We start from the raw sequence: 23617 nt of genomic DNA, 5'->3' as shown, positions 1-23617 counted from the left end.
ACTACCTCAGATCGCCGCGAGCGGCCTCGTATGCGGCACCGACGCGGTAGAGCCGCTCGTCCGCGAACGCCGGAGCCATGATCTGCAGACCCACGGGTAGTCCGTCCTCGGAGGCAAGACCCGACGGAACCGACATCGCGCAGTGACCGGCAAGGTTGGTCGGCAGCGTGCAGAGGTCGTTGAGGTACATCGCCATCGGGTCGCCGACCTTGTCCCCCAACGGGAATGCCGTCGTCGGGGTCGTCGGCGACACCAGCACGTCGACCTTCTCGTATGCGGCATCGAAGTCACGTGCGATGAGCGTGCGCACCTTCAGAGCAGAGCCGTAGTAGGCGTCGTAATATCCCGCGGAGAGGGCGTACGTCCCGATCATGATGCGACGCTTGACTTCCGGCCCGAACCCCTGCGCGCGCGTGGTGGCCATGACCTGCTCGGCGCTGTGCTTGCCGTCGTCCCCCGCACGCAATCCGTACCGCATGCCATCGAACCGAGCCAGGTTGGACGACACCTCCGACGGAAGGATCAGGTAGTAAGCGGCCAGTGCATGCACGAAGTTGGGGCACGACACCTCGACCACCTCGGCACCGAGTTCGGTGAGTGCGGCGACCGCAGCATCGAACGACGAGATCACACCGGGCTGGTACTTGTCCGAGTGCAATTCCTTCACCACACCGACGCGCACGCCCGTCAGGTCACCGCGAGCACCCTCTCGTGCCGCTGCGACCACCGGTCGAACAGCCGTGTCGACCGATGTGGAGTCCCGCGCGTCGTATCCGGCGATGACCTCGTGCAGCAACGCGGTGTCGAGCACGGTCCGACCACATGGGCCACCCTGATCGAGTGACGAGGCACAGGCGATCAGTCCGTAGCGCGAGACGCTGCCGTAGGTCGGCTTGGTTCCCACGGTGCCGGTCAGAGCCGCCGGCTGACGGATCGATCCACCGGTGTCGGTGCCGATGGCCAGCGGGGCCTGGTACGACGCGAGCGCCGCAGCACTGCCGCCGCCGGAGCCGCCGGGGATGCGAGTGGTGTCCCAGGGGTTCTTGGTCGGTCCGTACGCCGAGTTCTCGGTGGACGAGCCCATCGCGAACTCGTCCATGTTCGTCTTGCCCAGCACCGGAATGCCCGCGGCCCGCAGCTTCGTGGTCAGCGTCGCGTCGTAGGGCGACATCCACCCGTCGAGAATCTTCGATCCGGCCGTCGTCGGCATGTCGGTCGTGGTGAACACGTCCTTGAGAGCAAGCGGCACGCCGGCCAGAGCCGAGGCAGGTGCGTGTCCCGCCGACAGTCCCGCATCGACGTCGGTCGCTGCTGCGAGTGCCTCGGCTCCTGCGACGTGCAGAAATGCGTGCAGGTCGCCATCGACCTCGGAGATCCGGTCGAGATGCGCCTGGGTCACCTCGACGGCGCTGATCTCACGCGCGTGGATGCGGGTGGCGAGCTCGGACGCGTCGAGCTTCGTCAGGTCGGTCATTCGCTCTCTCCCAGAATCTGCGGCACCGCGAAACGGCCCTCCTCGGCGTTCGGTGCACCGGACAGCGATTGCTCCGGCGTCAGGCCGGGAACGATCACGTCGGGACGCGTCACGTTCACGATGTCACTGGGGTTGGCCGTCGGCGGAACGTCGTCCGTCGCCACCTCCGCCACTGCCTTGACGTGATGAAGAATCGAATCCAACTGGCCGGCGAACTCGTCGAGTTCGGCGTCGCTGAGAGCCAAGCGCGACAGCCGGGCGAGGTGAGCGACCTCGTCGCGGGAGATGTCTGGCACCGCGTAGACCCCTTTCAGACGTGAGGAGCGGAGCCCGCAGAAGCGGCCCCGTATTCGTGCAGAGCGAACCTCACGGGTTCGCGAACGCGGTCCAGCCTAGTGCGCAGCATTACGCAGGCTTCACTCACGCCTCGTGGCTTGCGTCGAGTGTCGGAATTGTCACGGCCCGCGTTGCGCGACGTACCGGACAGGTCGAAGATGCAAGGATTGCTCGCGCCGGGGTGCACAGTGTTCCCTTCTGCCAGCCAGCAACGACCGCTGACGCTGGGGTGGCCGCAGTACGCCAGAAGTCGAAAGGGAGCGTGACATGTCCTACCTGCTCCGCGTCCAACTGCCGGATCGTCCGGGCAGCCTCGGATCGTTGGCCGTCGCTCTCGGGTCGGTCGGGGCGGACATCCTCTCCCTCGACGTCATCGAACGCGGCGACGGTTACGCGGTCGACGATCTGGTGGTCGACGTTGCTCCGGGTTCGCTTCCGGACACGCTGATCACCGCTGCCGAGAACCTCACCGATGTCCGGGTCGATTCCATCCGCCCGTACACCGGCGTCCTAGACACGCATCGCGAACTGGAACTGATCGATCGGGTCGCCGCGGCGTCCGACGATCGACTTCAGGTGCTCGTCGACGGAGCGCCCCGTGTCCTTCGAGTGGGATGGAGCACCGTCGTTGCCACCAACGCGCACGGCCCGTTCCGGCTGGTGGGCAGCTCCGGGGCTCCCGAGACTCACGCCGCCGAGCTGCCGTGGTTCCCGTTGAACGCCCCCGCCGCTCTGGACTCCGAGGCCGAGTGGGTGCCCCAGGTATGGCGCGACATGGACACCAAGATCGCCGCTGCTCCCCTCGGTGCCTCCGGCACAGTGCTGATGCTGGGCAGGCCGGGCGGCCCGGAGTTCAGGCCCTCGGAGGTCGCCCGCCTCGGTTATCTCGCCGGCATCGTCGCGACGGTACTGAACTGACGCACCGAGGCACTGACGCGTCCGGGCTCGGTCAGTCCGCCGATCCAGGTTCTGCCTCGGTCGGAGCCACGGCCTCGGGTCCCTCGGTCAACAGCAGGGTGAAACCCGCTTCGTCGAGTACCGGCACGCCGAGCTCGATTGCCTTGTCGTGCTTGGACCCCGGAGCTTCGCCGACGACCACGAACGCCGTCTTCTTGGACACCGAACCTGCAGCCTTGCCACCTCGCAGCAGAATCGCTTCCTTGGCCTCGTCACGTGAGTAGGACGTCAGCGACCCGGTGACCACGATCGAGAGCCCCTCCAGGTTCCGCTCGATCGACGCATCACGCTCGTCTTCCATCCGCACGCCTGCTGCTTGCCACTTGTCGACGATGGCGCGGTGCCAGTCGACCTCGAACCACTCGGAGACTGCGGCCGCGATGGTGCCACCCACCCCGTCGACCGCCGAGAGCTCCTCGACCGACGCCGCGCGTATCCGCTCGAGGCTGCCGAACTCCCCTGCCAGTGCTCGGGCTGCCGACGGCCCCACGTGCCGAATGGACAGACTGACCAGCACCCGCCACAGCGGCTGATTCCGTGCGGTGGCCAGGTTGTCGAGCAACTTTCGGCCGGTGGCGGACAACGACCCGGATTTGGTGCGAAAGATCGCCGTCTTCATCAGGTCGTCCTCGGTGAGCGAGAACAGATCGCCCTCGTCCTCGATGGCCCCGGTGGCCAACAGGTCGGATGCGGCCTCGTACCCGAGGCCCTCGATGTCGAATCGCTGCCGCTCGGCGACGAAGAACACTCGCTCGCGGCGCTGCGCCGGGCAGAACTGCGAGTTGGGGCACCGCAGATCGGCGTCACCCTCCTTGGCCGGGGCCAGTGGCGTCGAGCACTCCGGGCACTCGGTGGGCATGACGAACTCGGTCTCGTCACCGGTCCTGGCGTCGACGACCGGGCCGAGAACCTCCGGAATGACCTCTCCCGCTTTGCGAATGGTCACGGTGTCACCGATCAGAACGCCCTTGCGCTTGACCTCCGAACCGTTGTGCAGCGTCGCCAGCGACACTGTGGACCCGGCCACGAGCACCGGCGTCATGTACGCGAACGGCGTCACTCTGCCCGTCCGGCCGACGCTGACGCGGATGTCGAGCAGCGTCGTGGTGACTTCCTCCGGTGGGTACTTGTACGCGATGGCCCACCGCGGCGCGCGAGACGTCGTCCCCAGTCGACGATGCAGCGACATGTCGTCGATCTTGACGACCAGGCCGTCGATCTCGTGTTCGACGTCGTGACGGTGCTGGTCCCAGTAGACGACCTTCTCGATGACGGCGTCGACGCCCCGTACTCGGGTCGTGTGGGTGGAGATGGGCAGCCCCCAGGCGCGAAGCGCCTCGTAGGCGTGCCACTGCGACTCCGGGGTGAAACCCACCATGCGACCGAAGCCGTGGCAGATCATTCCCAGACGTCGCTTGGAGGTGACCGCCGGATTCTTCTGTCGCAGCGACCCCGCCGCCGAGTTTCGTGGATTCGCGAACGGGGGCTTGCCCTCTGCCACGAGCGAGGCGTTGAGCGCCTGGAAATCCTCGAGCCGGAAGAAAACCTCGCCGCGCACTTCCAACAACTCCGGCACGGGGTACTGCTCGCTACCCGTCAGAGTGTCCGGGATGTCGTCGATCGTGCGTGCGTTGAGCGTCACGTCCTCACCGCTCCGCCCGTCACCTCGGGTGGCACCGCGCACGAGCGTCCCGTTCTCGTACACCAGATTCAGGGCGACGCCGTCGATCTTGACCTCGCACAGGTACTCCAGATCAAGCCCTGCCTCGGTCTCGACTCTTTTGGCCCAGGCACGCAGCTCGTCGTGATCGAACACGTTGTCCAAGCTCAACATTCGTTCGAGATGGTCCACGGCGGTGAATTCCGTCGCGAAGCCGCCCCCGACGAGTTGCGTCGGTGAATCCGCGGTGCGCAGATCCGGGTGTGCTTCTTCCAGCTCGTTCAGCTCACGCAGCAACGCGTCGAACTCGCCGTCGGACACGATCGGCGCGTCGCGCACGTAGTAGCGGAACTGATGACCGCGTACTTCCTCGGCCAGCATCTGCCATCGCTCACGATCGGCCGACGACGCGGCATCGAGTTCGACACCGACGGTCCCTGCGGTCTCGTCGTTTCCTGCGGGCGGTTCGGTCGCTTCGGGCACGTGTCGAAGATTATCCGAACCCACCGACAGAGAAGCACGGGCTGCAGCCCAGCGACTACCGCCCCAGCAGACCCAGCAACAGCGTCGCGGCGATGATCGCCACCGCGCAGACACCGGCGGTCAAGGCGAATCCGGTCACGAAGGAGTCGGCGTAGATTCCGCCGAGCACGGAGGCCATCACCGACAGCAGCACTCCGGCAGGCAGTCCACGTCGCTGAGCATCCGATAGCCGATACATCGCACGATCATCGCAGAAGTCCCACCCAGGCACACCGGCGCATCGAGCGACGTGGTGCGAGGGCTCAGATCTCGTCGATGACCAAGCTGTTTCCTCCGGACTGCTTGGACCGGTACATCGCCGCGTCCGCCGTACGGGCGGCTCTGCCGACCACGGACTTCCCCACGTCCCACAGAGCCGAATCCTCGCGCAACAACGCCATTCCCACGCTGACGGTGACGGGGATGTCGTCGCGGTGGTCGCAGAGCACCCGAACCGCGTCGAAGCCGAGATCGACCATCCCCCGCGCATCACCGACCATGGCGACGAGGAACTCTTCGCCACCGGTTCGGGCGAGCACTCCGCCCTGATGCCGGACCAAGCGGCGCAGCCGATCGGCGACGCGCACGATCACTTCGTCGCCGCGGCTGTGCCCGAATCGGTCGTTGACGGACTTGAACTTGTCGATGTCGACAACCAGGAATGCCATGGACATGCCCCGCTTGCTGGCCTGATGCCACAGGTCCAGCAGTTCGCTGTCGATGCCGCGCCGGTTGTACACCCCGGTCAGAGGATCGAGAACCGATCGCTTGGCGTCGTTGGACAGCGTCGTCCACGCCACCTGGGCGAATACCGGTACTCCGACGGTGGCGAGAAGGAGAACCACGGTGGCCGTCGCCACCGAAGGCCCGTCGATGTATTCGACCTCCCCGTTCATCACTGCCAGGAACACGCGGACGCCGAACCCGATGATGAATGTCGCGGTCCATACCAGGTGCGCCACCAGCAGTCGCGGACTGAGGAAGTAGGTGCAGAACGCTCCCGTGACGGCGAACAACACGGTTCCGATCAAGGACGCGACGGGTGCGTACAGAATCAACACAGAGGTCGTGAGAATGTCCCCGAAGGCCAGAAACGCGACGAAGAACTTCTTCCCGGGCAGCGGCCCGAACACGCACCGTGCGGCGACGAACACCTGGGTGACGAGAACGAAGAGAACCCAGCCGATCGCCACACTGCCCTGAGGACCGAGATCGCTGAACAGCATCAGTATCGACGTGACGGCGTACAGCATCGTGGCGGTGCCGAACACGGCACGAATGATCCCGGTCAGCGGACGGGTCGATCTGTGATTGAGGATCCACTCGAAATCGTGCGGAGCCCGATACCAGTCGGAGGTGGCCGCGGCCAGTTTCGCCAGGAGACCTCGGCGGTGCCTGCCGGAACGCCGGAGGGAGGCAACCTCGTCGAAGTCGCGACCACCTGATGCCATTTCCGAACTCCCACGTATTCAACAGACCCCCAACGGCCATGTGAATAGTGTCACACCTGTTCGACGTACTAATAGTAGTGGGCTCGTTCGTCCGGAGTCCGCGGTGTTTCACTCCGTCCGGCTGTGTGATCTCACAAAGAATCGGGTGAATCTCCGAACGCGGCGGCCACGTCGTGGGCGAGTCCTGTTGCGCGACGGGCCCACTCCGGTGTGCTGCCCGCCAATCCACATGCAGGCGTCACAGAAATCCGGGAGGCGAGAACCGACCTGTCGAAACCGAGTCGGTCGATCAATGTGACACCCGGCTCGGCCAGTTCGCGCCACTGGGGTGGCCGCGCGGGGGCTTCGGACGGAATCAACCCGAGCATCAGTGTCTTGCCGGATTGCAGCAGCTCGCCGACTCCGTCGAAGTCGCTGCGGCGCAGCGCAGTCGCGTCGACGGAAACCGCAACGGCACGCGAACGGCGAAGAAGATCGAAGGGAACGTCGCCGTCGCAGCAATGCACCGCAACGGGAAGATCTATCGTCTCGATCAGTGAATCCAGCAGGTCGAGAACGTCCGGTTCCGGGACTGCCCGCACCGAATCGAGCCCGGTGATGCCCGTCAGGCTGCCGGCCAGAACGGCTGCGAGACTTGGTTCGTCGAGCTGAACGACGACCTCGACCCCCAGCCGACGCGTCAACTCCGCACAGTGCAGACGCAGCCCTTCGCCGAGAGATTCGGCGAAGTGCCGCAGCGCCCCGCGATCGGTCAGGGCCCGATGCCCGTGCCGAAGTTCGACCTGCGCTGCCATCGTGAACGGACCGGCGGCCTGGACCTTGATGGTGCGGCCACTACCGCGAAGCCCCGAGACCTCCCACAGTTCCTCGAGCACATCGAGGTCCTCGGCCAGGAAGTCGGTCGCTCGGCGGCCCGCGAGCATCGGGCGTGGCACCACGCGATAGCCGGAGGTGCGCACGTCGAGTTCGACGTCGACCATGATGGCTCCGGTGCGCCCGATCATGTCTGCGCCCAGGCCCCGGGCCGGAAGTTCGACGATGTGTGGAAGCTCGGTGAACTCCCCGACGACGACCGCCGCGGCCTCACGAATGTCGGTGCCCGGCCACGAACCGATACCGGTCGCGAGCCCTGAGAAAGCGCTCGGGGTCACTCGCGCTCGGATCGAGTGCCCGAGATGGTCGAGCTGCCGATGACGATGTCTCCGTGAATGTCCTTGCGGTACAGCACCGCTGCCTGACCCTTGGCCACACCGGTCAGTGGAGACCGCAGTTGGATCTCCATGCCGTCGCCCGCTGCCTCGGCGACGGCCTCGGTCAGTCCACCGTGCGCGCGAACCTGGACGACGCACTCGATGGGGCCGGTCGGGGCGGTACCTTCGGTCCACACCGCACGGTCACCGCTGATGGCCCAGACGTCGAGCTTCTGCGCGGAGCCGACCATGACCGTGCCACTGTCGGGTTCGATCGACGTCACGTAACGGGGACGGCCGTCGGCGGCCGGTCCTTCCACACCGAGACCCTTGCGTTGCCCGATGGTGAAGCCGTGCACGCCCTCGTGATCGGCCAGTTCGGCTCCGGTCTCGGAGTCGACGACCTTGCCCGGGCGCACGCCGATGCGCGCGCCCAGGAATGCGCGAGTGTCGCCAGAGGGGATGAAGCAGATGTCGTGACTGTCGGGCTTGTCGGCGACGGCCAACCCTCGCTCGGCAGCTTCCTCGCGAATCTCGGACTTCGGTGTGTCGCCGATGGGGAACATCGCACGCGAGAGCTGTGCCTGGTTCAAGACCGCCAACACGTACGACTGGTCCTTGTCCGCGTCCACGGCACGTCGCAGGACGCCGTCGTGGAGTTGCGCGTAGTGCCCGGTCGCCACGGCGTCGAAGCCCAGCGCGAGGGCGCGGTCCGCCAGAGCGGAGAACTTGATCTTCTCGTTGCAGCGCAGGCACGGATTCGGGGTCTCGCCCGCGGCATAGGACGCGACGAAATCGTCGATGACGTCCTCTTTGAAGCGATCGGCGAAATCCCATACGTAGAAGGGGATTCCGAGTACGTCGGCAGCGCGACGAGCGTCACCCGCGTCTTCCTTGGAACAGCAACCACGCGAACCGGTGCGCAGAGCTCCCGGAGCAGTCGAGAGAGCCAGGTGCACGCCGACGACGTCGTGGCCCTCGTCCACGGCACGGGCCGCGGCCACGGCCGAGTCGACTCCCCCGCTCATAGCAGCCAGAACACGCATCAGCGATTTCCTCCTCGAGCTCCGACGCCGGCCATTCCGGCGGCGCGAGCACGTTCGACGACCTGCGGCAGAACCGCAAGCACAGTGGTGACGTCCGATTCGGACGAGCCGGCTCCCAGCGAGAACCGCAGTGATCCACGGGCGACGGCCGGATCGCACCCGAGCGCAATCAGTACATGGCTGGCGCTGGCGACGCCTGCGGTGCACGCCGAGCCCGTCGAGCATTCTATGCCCGCCGCGTCGAGCAACATCAACAGCGAATCACCCTCGCACCCGGGAAAGGTGAAATGCACGTTCCCGGCCAGCCGGTCGTCGCCTTCCGGACCGTTGAGGATCGCGTCGGGAACGGCGTCTCGGATTCCGGCGATCAACCGATCTCGTAGTGCTCCGAGTTCTGCTCGGTGCCGCGCGGAGTCCTCGACGGTCGAACGCAGCGCAGCCGCCATCGCGACGACGCCTGCAGTGTCCGGAGTGCCCGATCGAACGTCTCGCTCGTGCCCCCCGCCGTGGAAGAGCGGAACACACGGGACCTGGCGGCCGAGCAACAACGCTCCGACGCCCTGGGGTCCGCCGAACTTGTGCGCGGCGATGCTGAGAGCGGACAGGCCGCTCTCGGAGAACCCGACGGGCAGATGCGGCACGGCCTGGACCGCATCGCTGTGCATCGGAACCCCGTATTCGGCGGCCACGGCTGCGAGCTCGGCGATCGGCATGACGGTGCCGATTTCGTTGTTGGCCCACATGATCGTCACCAACGCGGTCTCGTCGGCATGCAGGGCCAGCTCGGCGCGCAGGGCATCCGGGGTGACCCGCCCCTCGGCGTCGACCGGGAGCCACGTGACACTCGCACCGTCGTGTGCGACGAGCCACTCCACTGCGTCGAGCACCGCGTGATGTTCAACCGAGCTGGCGATAATCCTGGTCAGCGCCGCATCGGAGTCTCGACGGGCCGCGAAGATGCCCTTGACGGCGAGGTTGTCACTCTCGGTACCGCCTGAGGTGAAGATCACCTCGGACGGTCGCGCGCCCAGGTCCGCAGCGATCGACTCGCGGGATTCCTCCACCCGACGTCGAGCGGACCGACCGGAGGTGTGCAGCGAGGACGCGTTGCCCACCGTGGCGAACACAGATGTCATCGCCTCGATCGCGCTCGGCAGCATCGGGGTCGTCGCTGCGTGATCGAGGTACACCGGTGGCCGCGGCGGGACGGGAGCAGTCGTACTGCGCACAGAAGGCATAACAGGCTAGACGATACCCGCTGCCGTGACCGCGGACCTACCTGCGCGAGGTGGGTCCGCGGTCACGGTGATCGATACTCGGTCAGGCCGCCGCGACCTTCGGCGGCACCGGGCTGCGTTCGGCCTCGGCCACGACCTCGTGCACAGCTGGGTCGTAGACGTCGTCCCGGCGAATCGCCACCTCGCACCGCCGGGCGAGGTCGCGTCGATCGCCGCCGGGTGCCTCCGGGGCCGTGAACTCCACCTCGGCGCGCAGTCCTCGCAGTCGGAAGATCCGGCCGATGGAGGCACCGATCGTTTCGTCTCCCACGAAGCACGTGGCGGTGGTCTGCTCGCCGGTCCGGTCGACGTAGCGCAGCCGAATCGGTTGTACCCAGGTCTCCGAATCGATCGCGGCCTGCAGCAGCGCCGGCCGTAGCGAGCCGTATGCACGACCACACCAGGTGGTGGCCTCGGGGAAGACGACGACCGACCCGCCTGCGCGGACACGATCGGCAACCTGATCGACGACGCCGGGGAGCTGATGCAGTCGAGCTCGATCGATCGGAAGTACCTTCATGGCCCGCGCCAGGCGACCGAGCAGCGGCCAGTCGATCAGGTCGGCACGCGCCACGAAGGTCGACGGCTGTACCGCGGTGAGCACGACGACGTCGGTCCAGGAGATGTGACCGGCGACGTGCAGTGCACCTGCGGCGGTGCGGGAGCGTTCGCGGTCGGAGCGAGCGTCGAGCACGGTCAGATCGATCCCGATGGCGAACAGCAGACTGCGAGCACCGATCCGCGTCAGCGAGCGGCGAACCCGCGGGAACGGAACCCCGAGGACGACCAACACCGGCAGCAACCCGAACGCCGCCATCGCCAGTGCGATTCGGAGCGCGAGGACGATTCGTCCCACCGTCGGTGGGTTCTTCGGCAGACAGCCGTCACTGCACGGCGACGACGGCATCCACGCGTGCACGATCGGTCGTGTCACCGGACACCCGACTCGAACGTCGTTGCTGCCGAACGCAACCGGTCGAGATAGCGAGTGTTGGCCTCGTGCAGCCCGAGCAATGCGACGAAATCGGCGACACCGAATTCCGGATCATGAGCCGGCTCACCGCAGATGGAGGCACCGAGCCGGAGGTAGCCGCTCATCAACGGCGGCATTGACGTTCGCTTCGCGGGTTCGATGTCGATCAGATCCACCCCGTCGACGACGACCGGAGCGTACGGCCGGACCCGACGGTCGGGCGGCGTGGCGTGCTTGTCCAACAGGCGGTCTCGAACACCGCGAACGTTGGCCCCGATCGGATCCCCTGGTGCCGACTGCATGGGCACCGACACGCACCCCATGACCCACTCGTATCCCGTCACATCGAGGTAGTGCAGGATTCCGGCCCACATCAGCCCGAGCACGGACCCGGACCGATGATCGGGATGAACTGCAGCCCTTCCCATTTCGACGATGTTCATGCCGACTGGATCGAGTGCGGAGATATCGAATTCGGTTGCCGTGTAGTACCCGCCGGCGGACACGGCGGCCTGCGGCGGCAACATGCGGTAGCAGCCGACGAACGTGTCGGTCCACTGGTCACGAACGAGCAGGTGATCACAGAATTCGTCGAACCGATCGGCGTCGAGGCCGTCGGTGTCGGTGGGAATGGAAAACCCCGGCTCGGAAGCGAACACCTCGTAGCGCAGACGCTGCGCGGCGAGTCGGTGCTCCGGGTCGGTGGACAACACCAGCGAGTAACGGTCGGTGGCCGGGACGATCGATGCAGTCGAGCTCATGACGGAAGTGGTCATGAGGTGTGTCTAACGAGCGGGGAAGGCCACCGGGCATCGTCGGGGAAACGTGTCGGAAGAGTTTGTGTGAACAAGGTTGCGCTGCCCGAGACGACAGGCCCCCACCGCGCGAGCGGTGAGGGCCTGTCGTCGAACAGCGCTGGAGGCTATCCCTTGTGCTTCTTGACTGCCTCGGTCAGCTGCGGTGCGACGTTGAAGAGGTCACCGACGATGCCGTAGTCGGCGATCTCGAAGATGGGCGCTTCCTCGTCCTTGTTGACCGCGACGATCGTCTTCGAGGTCTGCATGCCTGCACGGTGCTGGATGGCTCCGGAGATACCCAGCGCGACGTACAGCTGCGGGGAGACGGTCTTGCCCGTCTGACCCACCTGGAACTGGCCGGGGTAGTAGCCGGAGTCGACAGCGGCGCGCGAGGCACCGACTGCGGCACCGAGCGAGTCGGCCAGACTCTCGACGACGGAGAACTTGTCGGCGCTGCCGACACCACGTCCACCGGACACGACGACCGATGCCTCGGTGAGCTCCGGACGGTCGCCGCCGACGATCGGGTCACGCGAGGTGACCTTGACGGCCCCTTCTTCCTGCGCGGGAACCTCGACGGTTTCGCGGGTGCCCGCTCCGGCCTTCGGCTCGGCCTCGACTGCACCGGGGCGCAGCGAGATGACCGGAACGTCGCCGTTGGCCTTGGCCTCGACGGTGAACGCGCCACCGAAGATGGAGTAGACGGCACTGCCGTCGCCGTTGATTGCGACGACGTCGTTGTGGTAGCCCGAGCCGAGGCGTGCTGCGAGTCGTCCCGCAACTTCCTTGCCCTCGATCGTGGCAGCGGTGATGATCGCTGCCGGCGAGACCGACTCCGCGAGTGCCGACAGCACGTCGACCTTCGGGGTGACGAGGAATCCGTCGACCGCGTCGGATTCGGCGGCGTAGATCTTCTCGGCACCGGCTTCGGTCAGTGCGTCGGCGACCTTGTCGGTGGTGCCGACCGGGCCGGTGACGACCGCGGACGGCTCACCCAGCGCACGAGCGGCGGTGATCAGCTCGGTGCTGACCTTCTTCAGTGTTCCCTCGACGTGCTCCACGAGCACGAGTACTTCTGCCATGACTTGCTCCTCGTTTGTCTTCGATTGCTCGGTGGGGCGGGATCAGATGATCTTCTGGCCGACGAGGTAGGTGGCGATCTTGTCGCCGCCGTCGCCCTCGTCGGTGAGCCGCTCGCCTGCAGTCTTGGGAGGCTTGGGGGTGGACGACGTGACGGTCGTTCCCGCGTTGTCGACGCCGACGATGCCGTCCTCGACACCGATGTCGGCGAGCGTGATGGTCTGCACCGTCTTCTTCTTCGCGGCCATGATGCCCTTGAAGGACGGGAAGCGCGGTTCGTTGATCTTCTCGGTGACGCTCACGATGGCGGGCAACGCGGCTTCGAGGCCGAAGATGCCCTCGTCGGTCTCCCGCTCGCCGGTGACCTTGCCGTCGGCTACGACGAGCTTGCGCATCTGCGTCAGGGCCGGGATCTGCAGGTATTCGGCGATGATCGCGGGAACGGCACCGGTGCGGCCGTCGGTGGCCTCGTTGCCGGCGATGATGAGATCGGCCGGCTCGTCGTTCTCGAATGCGACGTTGCCGAGCGCTGCGGCCAGCGCGTATCCGGTCTGGATCGCGTCGGAGCCGTGCAGGGTCGGGTCGTTGAGGTGCACTGCACTGTCTGCACCCATCGACAAGGCCTTGCGAATGGCGTCGGTGGCGCGGTCGGGGCCTGCGGACAGAACCTTCACCTCACCGCCCTGGGCTTCCTTGATGAGCAGTGCTTCTTCGACGGCCCGCTCGTTGATCTCGTCGAGGACGGCGTCGGCAGCCTCGCGATCGAGGGTGTAGTCACCGTCGGTGAGCTTGCGCTCGGACCACGTGTCTGGAACCTGCTTGATCAAAACAACGATGTTCGTCATGGGTCTGCGTCGACCTCCTGGTCATGTTCTGCTGATCGTGAGTGTTCTAACGGTTGGTGCAGTACTGGTTGGTGCAGTTCTACGGTCTGGGACGAGGTTACCTCACCGTAGTTACTCGTGGGTAACTTACCTCCCTGCCTGTCCGACCATACATCTGCACCCCGACTGTTATGGAGACCACGTTGGCTTACCTCCCGCGCGCCTCCACTAACCTTTCGGCGGTGAACGATTCATCGGCTCAGGCACCGGCACCGGAACCACTCCCCCTCACCGGAGAACGCACCGTGCCCGGCATCGCCGAGGAGAACTACTGGTTCCGCCGCCACGAGGTGGTCTACCGCGCACTCGTCGACCGCTGCCGTGACCGAACGGTGCTCGAAGCGGGATCCGGAGAAGGCTACGGAGCCAACATGATTGCCGATGTCGCGTCGAACGTTCTCGGTCTCGACTACGACGCGTCCGCCGCCGCACACGTGCATGCCCGCTACCCGAGGGTGACCATGCTGCGTGGCAACCTCGACCGCCTACCGTTGGCCGATTCCTCGATCGACGTCGTCGTCAATTTCCAGGTGATCGAGCACCTCTGGGATCAAGGTGCGTTCCTCGCCGAGGTGCACCGGGTGCTCGCGCCCGGGGGCGTTCTGTTGATCAGCACACCGAACCGCATCACGTTCTCGCCCGGCCGCGACACCCCGCTCAATCCCTTCCACACCCGCGAACTCGACGCGGCCGAACTCACCGAACTACTCGTGGACGCTCGGCTCGAGGTCGACGAACTCACGGGGGTCAGGCACGGACGCACTCTGGCCGCCCTCGATGCCAAGCACGGCGGTTCGTTCATCGACGCTCAGATCGACCGAGCCCTGGCCGGCGAACCCTGGCCTGCCGAACTCACCGAAGACGTCGCGGCTGTCTCGATCGAGGATTTCGACATCACCGCCGACCGCATCGACGACAGCCTCGACCTGGTCGCCGTTGCCCGCAAGAGCTCGAGCACGGTGATCGGGTGACATCCGGTGCCACCGTGCCGGGCATGTTCTCTCTCGTTCTGCACTCCCACCTGCCGTGGTTGGCCAATCACGGCAGGTGGCCGGTAGGCGAGGAGTGGCTGTATCAGTCCTGGGCCGACTGCTACCTGCCACTCACCGCGATGCTCGAGCAACTGGCCGAGGACGGTCACACCGACGTGCTGTCGCTGGGGATCACCCCTGTTCTGGCCGCTCAACTCGACGATCCACACTGCCTGTCCGGAATGCACCACTGGCTCGGGAACTGGCAGCTCAGGGCCCACGAGGCAACAGATCGCGACCTGTCCGTTCGTGAGCACCGAGGTTCTGCCGCGGCGCTCGATCGATTCGAGGCCCGGTGGCGACACGGCGGTTCGGCGGTACTCCGGCCGCTGGTCGACAACAGAACCGTCGAACTGCTGGGTGGGCCGCTGGCGCATCCCTTCCAGCCGCTGCTCGATCCGCGGCTTCGGCAGTTCTCACTGAGCGAAGGCCTGCTCGACGCCCGCTCCCGGTGGGGCACCACGCCCCGAGGCATCTGGGCACCCGAATGCGGATTCACCCCCGGCATGGAAACCGAATACGCCGCCGCCGGGGTCTCGCACTTCATGGTCGACGGGCCCGCGATGCGTGGAGACACCTCCCTCGGCAGGCCGGTATGGGACTCCGACGTCGTCGCGTTCGGACGCGATCTGCCGGTCAGCTACCGCGTCTGGTCACCGAAGTCCGGTTATCCCGGCCACGGTTCCTACCGGGATTTCCACACCTACGATCACGCGACCGGTCTCAAACCGGCCCGGGTCACCGGCCGCTCGGTCGCGTCGAACGACAAGGCTCCCTACGATCCCGAGCGGGCGGCAGCGACGGTGGACCGTCACGTGGCCGACTTCGTCGATGTGGTTCGTCGGCGCCTGATCTCGGAGTCCGAGCGGATCGGTCGCGACGCCCTCGTCGTCGCGGCCTTCGACACCGAGCTGTTCGGGCACTGGTGGCACGAGGGTCCTCAGTGGCTCGGCAAGCTCATGCGCGCGCTACCCGCCGCGGGCATCACCGTCGGCACGCTCGGCGACGCCCGCGAGCAGGGATACGTCGGAGCGCCACTGGAACTGCAGGATTCGTCGTGGGGATCGGGTAAGGACTGGCGGGTGTGGGCGGGCGACGACGTCGCGGACCTGGTCGCGCTCAATGCCGAGGTCTCTCGGACCGCTCTCGACGCCGTCGATACCGCCCGAGCTGCACAGCGTCGCGCCGGTGGACCCGAACTCCGCAATCGCGTCAACGATCAGATACTGCGTGAGACACTGATGGCCGTGGCCAGCGACTGGGCATTCATGGTCAGCAAGGACTCCGCCGCAGGCTATGCGCGGGAACGGGCACACGTTCACGCACATGCGTTGCGCGAGATCGCTGCCGCGGCCGCAGGTGGATCACCTGTACGAGCGAACGAATTGGCTCGGCAGTGGAACCGCGCGGACGGGCTGTTTCCTGCGTTGGACGCACGCAGACTGCCCGGTACACACGTCGGCGGCGAGCGAGAAGATGCAGGGGGGCGTCGATGAAGATTCTGATGGTGTCGTGGGAGTACCCACCCGTGGTGGTGGGCGGTCTCGGTCGGCACGTTCATCACCTGGCAACCGAACTGGTCCGATGCGGCCACGAGGTCGTGGTGCTGTCGCGTCGACCCACCGGAACCGACGCCGCCACCCACCCGACGTCTCACCACATCGAGGACGGGGTGCTCGTCGTCGCCGTAGCCGAGGACCCCGCTCACTTCGTCTTCGGGGAGGACATGCTCGCATGGACCCTCGCGATGGGGCACGCGATGGTGCGTGCCGGCGTCGCGCTGGGAAAGCCGGGTCTGGGCGACGGCTGGCAACCCGACGTCGTTCATGCGCACGACTGGCTCGTCGCGCACCCGTCGATCGCACTCGCCGAGTTCTACGACGTACCGCTCGTCTCGACCATCCACGCCACCGAGGCCGGCCGCCACAGCGGCTGGATCTCCGGCCCCGTCAACCGTCAGGTGCACTCCGTCGAGTGGTGGCTCGCCAACGATTCCGATGCAGTGATCACCTGCTCGGGGTCGATGAAGGACGAGGTCACCACCCTGTTCGGAGTATCCGAGTCGGCGGTGACAGTGATTCGCAACGGAATCGACCGATCCACCTGGCACTTTCGTCGACGAGAGCCCCGATCGGAGCCGGCCAAACTGCTCTACGTCGGCCGACTCGAGTACGAGAAGGGCATCCAGGATGCCATCGCCGCCCTGCCCCGCATCCGACGAAGCCACCCGGGCACCACCCTGCACATTGCCGGCGAAGGAACACAGTTCGCCTGGTTGGCAGGGCTGACACGCACCCACCGGGTTGCCCGCGCAGTGTCTTTTCTGGGCAATCTCGACCACACAGAATTGCTCGGCTGGCTGCACGGAGCCGACGCCATCGTCCTACCCAGTCGATACGAACCGTTCGGCATCATCGCGCTGGAGGCTGCGGCTGCGGGCACCCCACTGGTCGCGTCCACCGCAGGCGGTCTGGGTGAAGCCATCGTCGACGGCGTGACCGGCCTGTCCTTCGAGCCCGGCGACGTCGGTGGGCTCGCTGCAGCCGTGCGGCGCGTTCTCGACAACACGGACGCCGCGCAGGAACGAGCCGTGGCCGCCCGCGACAGGCTCACCGTGGATTTCGACTGGAAACACGTCGCCGAGTCGACGGCCCAGGTCTACCTGGAAGCCAAACGCAAGGTTCGGCATCCGCTGGCCCGCCCGCACATCGCCGAGCGCGCGCTCCCCGGCCGTACCTGAGCACACCGGGGTCAGATCTCCCGCGCCGCCTCGGCCTGTCCGAGCGCCTTCTTGCGGGCGATATCCTCCAGCGCAGCAATGTATTTCGCGCGGTCGGCGGCACCGGCCTCCCACGCGTCCTTGCGATTGCGGACGACCTTGGCCGGGGCCCCGACCGCGATGCTGTAATCCGGGATCTCACCCTTGACGACGGCGTGGGCTCCGAGCACGCAGCCCCGCCCGATCCTGGTCTCGCGCAGGATCGTCACCTTGGCGGCGATCCACGTGTCCGGCCCGATCCGCACCGGGCCCTTGACGATTCCCTGATCCTTGATGGGCATGTTCACGTCGTCCATCCGATGATCGAAATCGCAGATGTAGCACCAGTCGGCCACCAGCGTCGATGCGCCGATCTCGATGTCGAGGTAGGTGTTGACGACGTTGTCCTTACCGAACACCACCTTGTCGCCGATCCGCAGCGAGCCCTCGTGGCAGCGAATGGCATTACCGTCGCCGATGTGGACCCAGCGCCCGATCTCGAGACGAGAGAGTTCGGGGGTCGAATGTATCTCCACGTTCTTGCCGAGAAACACCATGCCCCTCAGGATCACGTGCGGATTGGCGAGCTTGAACTTCGCGAGGCGGTAGTACCGCACGAGGTACCACGGCGTGTACGCCTTGTTCGCGAGCACCCAGTCGAGGGACGCACGCGTGAGGAACCGCGCCTGCTCGGTGTCGCGTCGTCTCGACCCGCGCCAGCGTGTCCGCAGCGGCGCGTTCCACATACTCGTCATGGACGTTCACCCTAGTTTCTCGTTCGCCCGCTCTCTGCCGGCACCCTTGCGCGGGCTAGGGTTGCCTGTCGACTGTTGCTCGTCGACGAGACGAACACAGACGCCCCGGCACCACGTCGGGCACGGAAATCAAGACACGGGGAGCGATCGATGCGCGGCGTCACGGCCAAGGGCAGGACCGGCAGAAAGGTCACTGCGGTCGCTGCGGCGATAGTCGTGGTGACCGTGAGCGGTTGCAGCGCCGACACCTCGGCCATCGAACCGCTCTCCCCCGATTCGTGGCCCGCAGCGCATGCGAACTCGCACAACAGCGGTTCGACGGCCGTGTCGGTGTCGACTCCGCTGTCCCTGGACTGGACGCGTCCCACGGGCGGCACGGTGACCTCTCCGGTATCCATCGGATCGACGGGTCAGATGTTCGTCACCGCCGCCACCGAATCCGGCTGCAACCTCTTCTCGTTCGAGATCGACTCCGCCCGCAAGCGCTGGTGCAATCGAGTCGGGCCGTCCGTCGTCACTGCCACGCCGACCGTCGATTCGGCCATCAACGTCTACATCGGCGACGACGGCGGCATGAACTCGTACAACGACCACGGGCAACTGCGTTGGCGCACACCGGTGTACGGAGTGCCCAAGTCCGCCCAGTTCCTCGGGGACGGCAGCCTGCTCTCGATCACCCAGATGGGCCAGGTCAGTGTTCTCGATTCGCAGAACGGGCAACTTCGAGTGCCCATTCTGGATCTGGTTCCGACGCCGGATTTCCTGACCGATCCGAACTCCGAGTTTCAGCCGGTGGACACCGGACTCGCCCAGTGCAGCTCGGGTGGATCCGAATGCCCCGTACCCGCAGCACCCGCGGTGGACAGTGCGACCGGAACGATGTATCTGACACTGTGGCGTCCGGGTTCGATTGCACCACAACTCGTTTCGGTGCAGTACGACCGGGATGGCTCTCCCGGACTCGTCGAACGCTGGTCCTCGGACCTGCTGCCCGCCGGAGTCGCGTCGAGTCCGGTGCTGTCCGAGGACGGGTCGACGATCTACCTGGCCGACGTCGACGGCAGGTTGACCGCGTTCGACACCGCCGACGGGCGACAGAAGTGGACCGAGAGCACCGGGCTCGGCATCGGTGCCAGTCCCTCGATCGCTTCGGACGGCACGATCGTGCCGTCGGGCGGGGACGGCACCCTCATGGGCGTGCGCGACAACGGAGATTCGGCCGAGCGAGTGTGGGTCCGCGACGACATCGAACAGGCAGGCAGCGCAGCGCAATCCGCAGACGGACGCGGCCATACCGTCGTACGCGAGGACGACGGGCTGGCCCTGCTCACGTTCGATGCGGCCACCGGAGAAACGGTGGACGTGCAACCGGTTCCCGACGTCGTCGGCACCACCGTCGGCACGTCCATCGGCCCGGACGGCCAGGTCGTCACCTCGAGCTACCTCGGCGAGATCTTCACCTACACGGGCTGAGCGACAGCGCCGGGCGCGCAGACGAACGCCACCGCGGACCGTTCGACTCGGGCGATCACCACCGACAACGCCACGGAACCGCGCAGTTTGAGCCTGGGCCGCAGTATCGCCGGATCCACGTCGACCCCGCGGACGAGGATCTCCACCACGCCGCAATCCATCCGATTCAGTTGTTGCCGAAGCACTTTCTCCGAGAACTTGGACTGCTCGAGAATTCGAAAGCCGCGAACCCCGGCCGGGACGGTGTCGCCGGTCAGATACGCGATTCTCGGATCGAGTTGCCACAGACCGAATCTGGCTCCGTAGTGCCGAACCAAGCCGGCTCTGACCACCGCCCCGTCGGGATCGACCAGATAGCGGCCGGGGGGCCGAACCGGAATGTCGTCCGACTCAGCATCGGTGAATTCCAGAACACTGCCGTCGGATCGAAGAACAGCTGCCCGGCGCCGAACACCGTGCTCGCTCAACCCCTCCGACCACAGGCACGCTTCTCTCACTCCCCCGTCGAGCGAGACCACCTCGATCTCGCCGGCCCAGTCGAGCGCATCGAAGTCCAGGCCGGGCGCACACTTGACGACCAGGTCTCGGCCTCGATAGGCGTCGAACAGATCCGGGAGCGGCGGCTGCAGAGCCGCCGGGTCATGGCGTCGCCGACCACCTGCTCGGCGGCCGGGATCGGCAACGACGACGGTCTCACGCGTCGTCGGGGTCAGTGCGTCGGCGCGCAGCAGAGTGGCCTCAGGAACGTTGTGTGCGGCCATCCGAAGCCGAATCGGGTCGAGATCGCTGCCCACCGCCAACTCCGCCGTAGCGACGAGGACGGACAGTTCACTGCCGATCGAACACGTGACATCGTGCACCCGACGCCCCGCGAGTCGAGCGGCCCGCCTCCGCGCGACGAGCGTCGGCGTGGCCTGCTGGACCGCCTCGTCGGTCACCAGCCACCGATCGGAGTCGACCAACTTCACTCGGGCCTTGCGGCGGACCGTGACCGTTTCGATCAGTGCACTCGCGTGGTCCGGGAAGCGAGTGCGCACCGAGGCCGTGTCGCGCACCGACGTTCGAGCGCTGAGCTCGAGATCGTCGACCGCAGCAAGAGCTCCGGCACCGGCCTCGCTTGAAAGGAAGTCGAGGTCGGTGCCGGTGAATTCGTAGCCCACTAGCGGACTCGAGCGCAGAGCCTGCGGCGGTCCGAGCCGATCAAGCGCGAGGGGCGGGCTTGATGCCGGTGATCATCACGTTGTAGAACAGTCCGCGCGGAACCACGTGCTGCAGCACGTTCTCGTCCACCCAGCTCAGTGTCTTCCAACCGCCGAAGGCGAATTTCGCCCAGTTCCATCCCAGCTTGCCCTCGGGTACTGCGGCCTCGAAGGTCCGAACCGGCCAACCGAGCAGAGCGGCGGCGAACTCCTCGGTGTTCGCCTGCACGGACTCGGCACCGGCCGAGAGCGCGATGTGCTCGAGATCGGTGGGATCGAACGTGTGCAGGTCGACGACGGCCTCCAGTGCCGCCGCTCGCGAGGATTCGTCGAGCTCTTCCTGCGGCTTGCGCCAGCTCGCCAGGAACGGAAGTTTGGTCGCGCGGGTGGTCGCCTCCCACGTGATGCGTCCGAGCCACCGTGCGTAGAAATTGCCGACCGTGGTGGGTTCGCCCGCGAAAACGAAGCGGCCGCCCGGCTTGAGTACCCGCAGCACCTCTCGCAGGGACTGTTCGACGTCCGGGATGTGATGGAGGACGGCGTGCCCGACGACGAGATCGAACGTGTTGTCGTCGTACGGAATCGTCTCCGCATCGGCGACCCGGCCGTCGACGTCCAGGCCGAGGTGCTCGGCGTTGCGAAGAGCGACCTTGACCATGCCGGGCGAGAGGTCGGTGACCGAGCCCTTGTCTGCGATGCCGGCCTGCATCAGGTTGAGCAGGAAGAACCCGGTACCGCAGCCCAGCTCGAGGGCGCGGCCGTACGGAAGTGCGGATTGCGCCGACGCGTCACCGGAGACCGCCTGATCGAATCTGCCGCGCGCGTAGTCGATGCATCGCTCGTCGTAGGAGATCGACCACTTGTCGTCGTAGGTTTCGGCTTCCCAGTCGTGATAGAGCACCTGAGCCAGTTTGGTGTCCGACCGAGCGGCCTCTACCTGCTCGGCAGTGGCGTGCGGGTTCGGGGCTGGATCGACCTGGCGGTCATCGGTCTCGGACGAGGTCGAAGGCATCGCGTTCGAGATCGATCGATTGACACCGTCGTGGGGGCTTGCAGTCATCAGGCGAGCCTACTATCCGGTAGCTGTGGAACAACTCTGCTCTGCGGGACCGTTGCTTCACCGTCCGGTGAAGGTCGCTTTACCAGGGCCGTCGGCCACGAACGACGTCATGCCGATCGTGCGATCCTCGGTGGCGAACAGCGCCGCGAACTGCTGAGCCTCGATCCGAAGACCGGTGGTGAGATCGACGTCGAGCCCCTGATCGATCGACGCCTTCGCCGCTGCGAGCGCTCGCGATGCACCCGTGGTGAACTGCATGGCCCAGGCGCGCGCTGCGTTGTACACCTCGTCCGGTGCCACCACCTCGTCCACCAATCCGATGCGCAACGCTTCCTCGGCACCGACGAAGCGGCCGGTGAAGACCATGTCCTTCGCACGGCTCGGGCCGATCAACCGAGCCAGCCGCTGCGTTCCGCCGCCGCCGGGGATGACACCGAGCAGCACCTCGGGGACACCGAACTTGGCGTTGTCGCCGGCGATCCGACGGTCCGCACCCAGTGCAACCTCCAGCCCACCACCGAGTGCGTACCCGGTCACGGCCGCGACCACGGGCTTGGGAATGGTACTGAGCGAGCCGAGGGCCGACTGCAGATCTCCGGCGATCGCGGCCATCTCCGACGCGGACAGCGCCACCATCTCCTTGATGTCGGCACCGGCGGCGAAGACCTTCTCACCGCCGTAGACGACGACGGCCTTGACGTCGGCATTCACCGTGGCCTCGCGAGCCGCCGCTCGGATCTCGTCCTGCATCTGCCGATCGAGCGCATTCATCGGCGGACGGTCGAGGCGGATGGTGCCGATGCCGTCGGAAACTTCGAGATTCACGAACTCAGCCATGGGCCGAAAGGCTACCGGGCCGAGGCCTAGCGATCCGACCAGGGATGGCGCGTTCCGGCGTAGTACGCGTCGTCGCCGTCGAAGAGCACCCGGACCGTCCCCTCGTCGCGGGTGAGGATCGGCAGAACCGGGGCGATCTCGCGGTCGTGATCGACGACCTGTGCGACGGTGTCGAACCGAGACAGTGCGTCGAGTTGGCTCCAGGTGGGCGGAAGGAGGATGGTGTTCCCCGACCGCCAGTCCGCCAGTGCGTCACCGGTGGACCGCCAGCTCACCGACGCCGCCTCGCTGGTCTCGCCGTCCGCATTCTGTCCTTCGGGAAGCACTGCGACGAAAAACCGGGTGTCGTACCGTCGAGCTTCGCCCACCGGGGTGATCCAGTGCGACCACGGCCGGAGCAGATCCGATCGCAGAACGAGGTCGTGGGCGGTGAGGAATTCGGCGAACGACACCTCACGGCGCTCGAGCCGACCCCGCTCTGCCGCGAACGGAGCCGTATCGGCAACGATCGAATCCGGTGTCGAGCCGGCCAGCAGTACACCGCACTCCTCGAACGTCTCGCGCGCCGCGGCACACACCAGGGCCTGCGCCTTGCCCTCGTCGGTTCCGAAGCGCTCGGCCCACCACGACGGCGGCGGTCCTGCCCAGCGGACGTCAGCTGCCGCGTCCGAGGGGTCGACGCCACCACCGGGAAACACCGTCATGCCACCCGCGAAGGCCATACCACCGACACGTTCGAGCAGGAACACCTCGATGTCGGGTCGTGACAGGCCGTCACGAATCAAGATGACCGTCGAGGCGTCCCGGGCCTGTACGTGATCGGCAGCACTGTTCGAGCTCATGAAAGGGAACGTACC

The 23617-nt window shown here is 66.3% G+C and carries 22 protein-coding genes; 5 read left to right on the top strand and 17 right to left on the bottom strand.

All coding sequences use genetic code 11. The annotated features are described in order from the left end of the window. Position 1 precedes the first annotated feature (1 nt). Together gatA and gatC are read right to left on the bottom strand one after the other, a co-directional pair. Positions 2 to 1474, bottom strand: a complete 1473-nt coding sequence (gene gatA, locus R4P47_RS04550) for an Asp-tRNA(Asn)/Glu-tRNA(Gln) amidotransferase subunit GatA (RefSeq protein WP_317784139.1) — start codon at positions 1472 to 1474, stop codon at positions 2 to 4. After that, entirely contained in the window at positions 1471 to 1770 is a 300-nt protein-coding gene (gene gatC, locus R4P47_RS04545) for an Asp-tRNA(Asn)/Glu-tRNA(Gln) amidotransferase subunit GatC (RefSeq protein WP_068045762.1), read from the bottom strand. Before gatC ends, gatA begins: the two co-directional genes overlap by 4 nt. Positions 1771 to 2077: 307 nt before the next feature. Here gatC and R4P47_RS04540 point away from each other — a divergent pair, with 307 nt between their 5' ends. Next, a complete protein-coding gene (locus R4P47_RS04540) occupies positions 2078 to 2728 on the top strand; it encodes an amino acid-binding protein (RefSeq protein ID WP_317784138.1) in 651 nt (216 codons plus the stop codon). A 31-nt stretch (positions 2729 to 2759) separates the two neighbouring features. Here R4P47_RS04540 and ligA read toward each other — a convergent pair whose 3' ends face one another. The 10 genes from ligA to R4P47_RS04490 all read right to left on the bottom strand — a co-directional run bounded on the left by ligA (position 2760) and on the right by R4P47_RS04490 (position 13608). Beyond that, positions 2760 to 4808, bottom strand: a complete 2049-nt coding sequence (gene ligA, locus R4P47_RS04535; protein WP_411567300.1) for an NAD-dependent DNA ligase LigA — start codon at positions 4806 to 4808, stop codon at positions 2760 to 2762. Positions 4809 to 4965: 157 nt separating this feature from the next. Continuing rightward, the gene (locus tag R4P47_RS04530; protein WP_068045768.1) at positions 4966 to 5148 is read right to left on the bottom strand and encodes a hypothetical protein; all 183 of its coding nucleotides are present in this window, start codon (positions 5146 to 5148) and stop codon (positions 4966 to 4968) included. A gap of 64 nt (positions 5149 to 5212) precedes the next feature. Then, on the bottom strand, positions 5213 to 6400 hold the full coding sequence (locus R4P47_RS04525; protein ID WP_149405530.1) for a sensor domain-containing diguanylate cyclase: 1188 nt from the start codon (positions 6398 to 6400) through the stop codon (positions 5213 to 5215). Positions 6401 to 6531: 131 nt separating this feature from the next. Then, a complete protein-coding gene (locus tag R4P47_RS04520) occupies positions 6532 to 7551 on the bottom strand; it encodes a methionine synthase (protein WP_269593588.1) in 1020 nt (339 codons plus the stop codon). Continuing rightward, entirely contained in the window at positions 7548 to 8636 is a 1089-nt protein-coding gene (mnmA, locus tag R4P47_RS04515) for a tRNA 2-thiouridine(34) synthase MnmA (protein ID WP_068045774.1), read from the bottom strand. Before mnmA ends, R4P47_RS04520 begins: the two co-directional genes overlap by 4 nt. Beyond that, positions 8636 to 9874: a cysteine desulfurase family protein gene (locus R4P47_RS04510; RefSeq protein WP_068045777.1), complete on the bottom strand. Its 1239-nt coding sequence runs from the start codon at positions 9872 to 9874 to the stop codon at positions 8636 to 8638. Before R4P47_RS04510 ends, mnmA begins: the two co-directional genes overlap by 1 nt. Positions 9875 to 9956: 82 nt before the next feature. Further along, positions 9957 to 10847, bottom strand: a complete 891-nt coding sequence (locus tag R4P47_RS04505; RefSeq protein ID WP_317784136.1) for a lysophospholipid acyltransferase family protein — start codon at positions 10845 to 10847, stop codon at positions 9957 to 9959. Beyond that, complete coding sequence (locus R4P47_RS04500) at positions 10844 to 11662, bottom strand: GNAT family N-acetyltransferase (protein ID WP_317784135.1); 819 nt, start codon at positions 11660 to 11662, stop codon at positions 10844 to 10846. Before R4P47_RS04500 ends, R4P47_RS04505 begins: the two co-directional genes overlap by 4 nt. 146 nt (positions 11663 to 11808) lie before the next feature. Beyond that, positions 11809 to 12765 carry an electron transfer flavoprotein subunit alpha/FixB family protein gene (locus tag R4P47_RS04495; protein ID WP_149405527.1) on the bottom strand — a complete coding sequence of 319 codons (957 nt, stop codon included), beginning with the start codon at positions 12763 to 12765 and terminating at the stop codon, positions 11809 to 11811. A 42-nt stretch (positions 12766 to 12807) separates the two neighbouring features. Then, a complete protein-coding gene (locus tag R4P47_RS04490; protein ID WP_068045787.1) occupies positions 12808 to 13608 on the bottom strand; it encodes an electron transfer flavoprotein subunit beta/FixA family protein in 801 nt (266 codons plus the stop codon). 170 nt (positions 13609 to 13778) lie between these two features. Between R4P47_RS04490 and R4P47_RS04485 the strand changes: the two genes are divergently transcribed. Genes R4P47_RS04485 through R4P47_RS04475 form a run of 3 tightly spaced genes read left to right on the top strand, consistent with a single transcriptional unit; the run spans position 13779 to position 17418 of the window. Further along, positions 13779 to 14618, top strand: coding sequence for a class I SAM-dependent methyltransferase (locus R4P47_RS04485; protein ID WP_317784134.1), 840 nt, complete (start codon positions 13779 to 13781; stop codon positions 14616 to 14618). A gap of 23 nt (positions 14619 to 14641) precedes the next feature. After that, the gene (locus R4P47_RS04480) at positions 14642 to 16174 is read left to right on the top strand and encodes a glycoside hydrolase family 57 protein (RefSeq protein ID WP_317784289.1); all 1533 of its coding nucleotides are present in this window, start codon (positions 14642 to 14644) and stop codon (positions 16172 to 16174) included. Continuing rightward, entirely contained in the window at positions 16171 to 17418 is a 1248-nt protein-coding gene (locus tag R4P47_RS04475; protein WP_317784133.1) for a glycosyltransferase family 4 protein, read from the top strand. The genes R4P47_RS04480 and R4P47_RS04475 overlap by 4 nt, the downstream gene beginning before the upstream one ends. Before the next feature lie 11 nt (positions 17419 to 17429). Here R4P47_RS04475 and R4P47_RS04470 read toward each other — a convergent pair whose 3' ends face one another. Then, a complete protein-coding gene (locus R4P47_RS04470; RefSeq protein WP_068045796.1) occupies positions 17430 to 18191 on the bottom strand; it encodes an acyltransferase in 762 nt (253 codons plus the stop codon). 150 nt (positions 18192 to 18341) lie between these two features. Between R4P47_RS04470 and R4P47_RS04465 the strand changes: the two genes are divergently transcribed. Next, positions 18342 to 19664 carry a PQQ-binding-like beta-propeller repeat protein gene (locus tag R4P47_RS04465; protein ID WP_317784132.1) on the top strand — a complete coding sequence of 441 codons (1323 nt, stop codon included), beginning with the start codon at positions 18342 to 18344 and terminating at the stop codon, positions 19662 to 19664. Here R4P47_RS04465 and R4P47_RS04460 read toward each other — a convergent pair. The 4 genes from R4P47_RS04460 to R4P47_RS04445 form a co-directional block, all read right to left on the bottom strand. Further along, complete coding sequence (locus R4P47_RS04460; protein WP_317784131.1) at positions 19652 to 20824, bottom strand: THUMP-like domain-containing protein; 1173 nt, start codon at positions 20822 to 20824, stop codon at positions 19652 to 19654. The genes R4P47_RS04465 and R4P47_RS04460 overlap by 13 nt on opposite strands. Before the next feature lie 40 nt (positions 20825 to 20864). Continuing rightward, positions 20865 to 21875, bottom strand: coding sequence for a class I SAM-dependent methyltransferase (locus R4P47_RS04455; RefSeq protein ID WP_188078598.1), 1011 nt, complete (start codon positions 21873 to 21875; stop codon positions 20865 to 20867). A 105-nt stretch (positions 21876 to 21980) separates the two neighbouring features. After that, positions 21981 to 22760, bottom strand: coding sequence for an enoyl-CoA hydratase/isomerase family protein (locus R4P47_RS04450; protein ID WP_068045804.1), 780 nt, complete (start codon positions 22758 to 22760; stop codon positions 21981 to 21983). A 26-nt stretch (positions 22761 to 22786) separates the two neighbouring features. Continuing rightward, complete coding sequence (locus tag R4P47_RS04445) at positions 22787 to 23602, bottom strand: NUDIX hydrolase (protein WP_149405520.1); 816 nt, start codon at positions 23600 to 23602, stop codon at positions 22787 to 22789. Positions 23603 to 23617 lie beyond the last annotated feature (15 nt).

The organism is Rhodococcus sp. IEGM 1370 (assembly GCF_033142325.1).
Taxonomy (GTDB): domain Bacteria; phylum Actinomycetota; class Actinomycetes; order Mycobacteriales; family Mycobacteriaceae; genus Rhodococcoides.
This window is presented reverse-complemented; position numbering and strand designations above follow the sequence as displayed.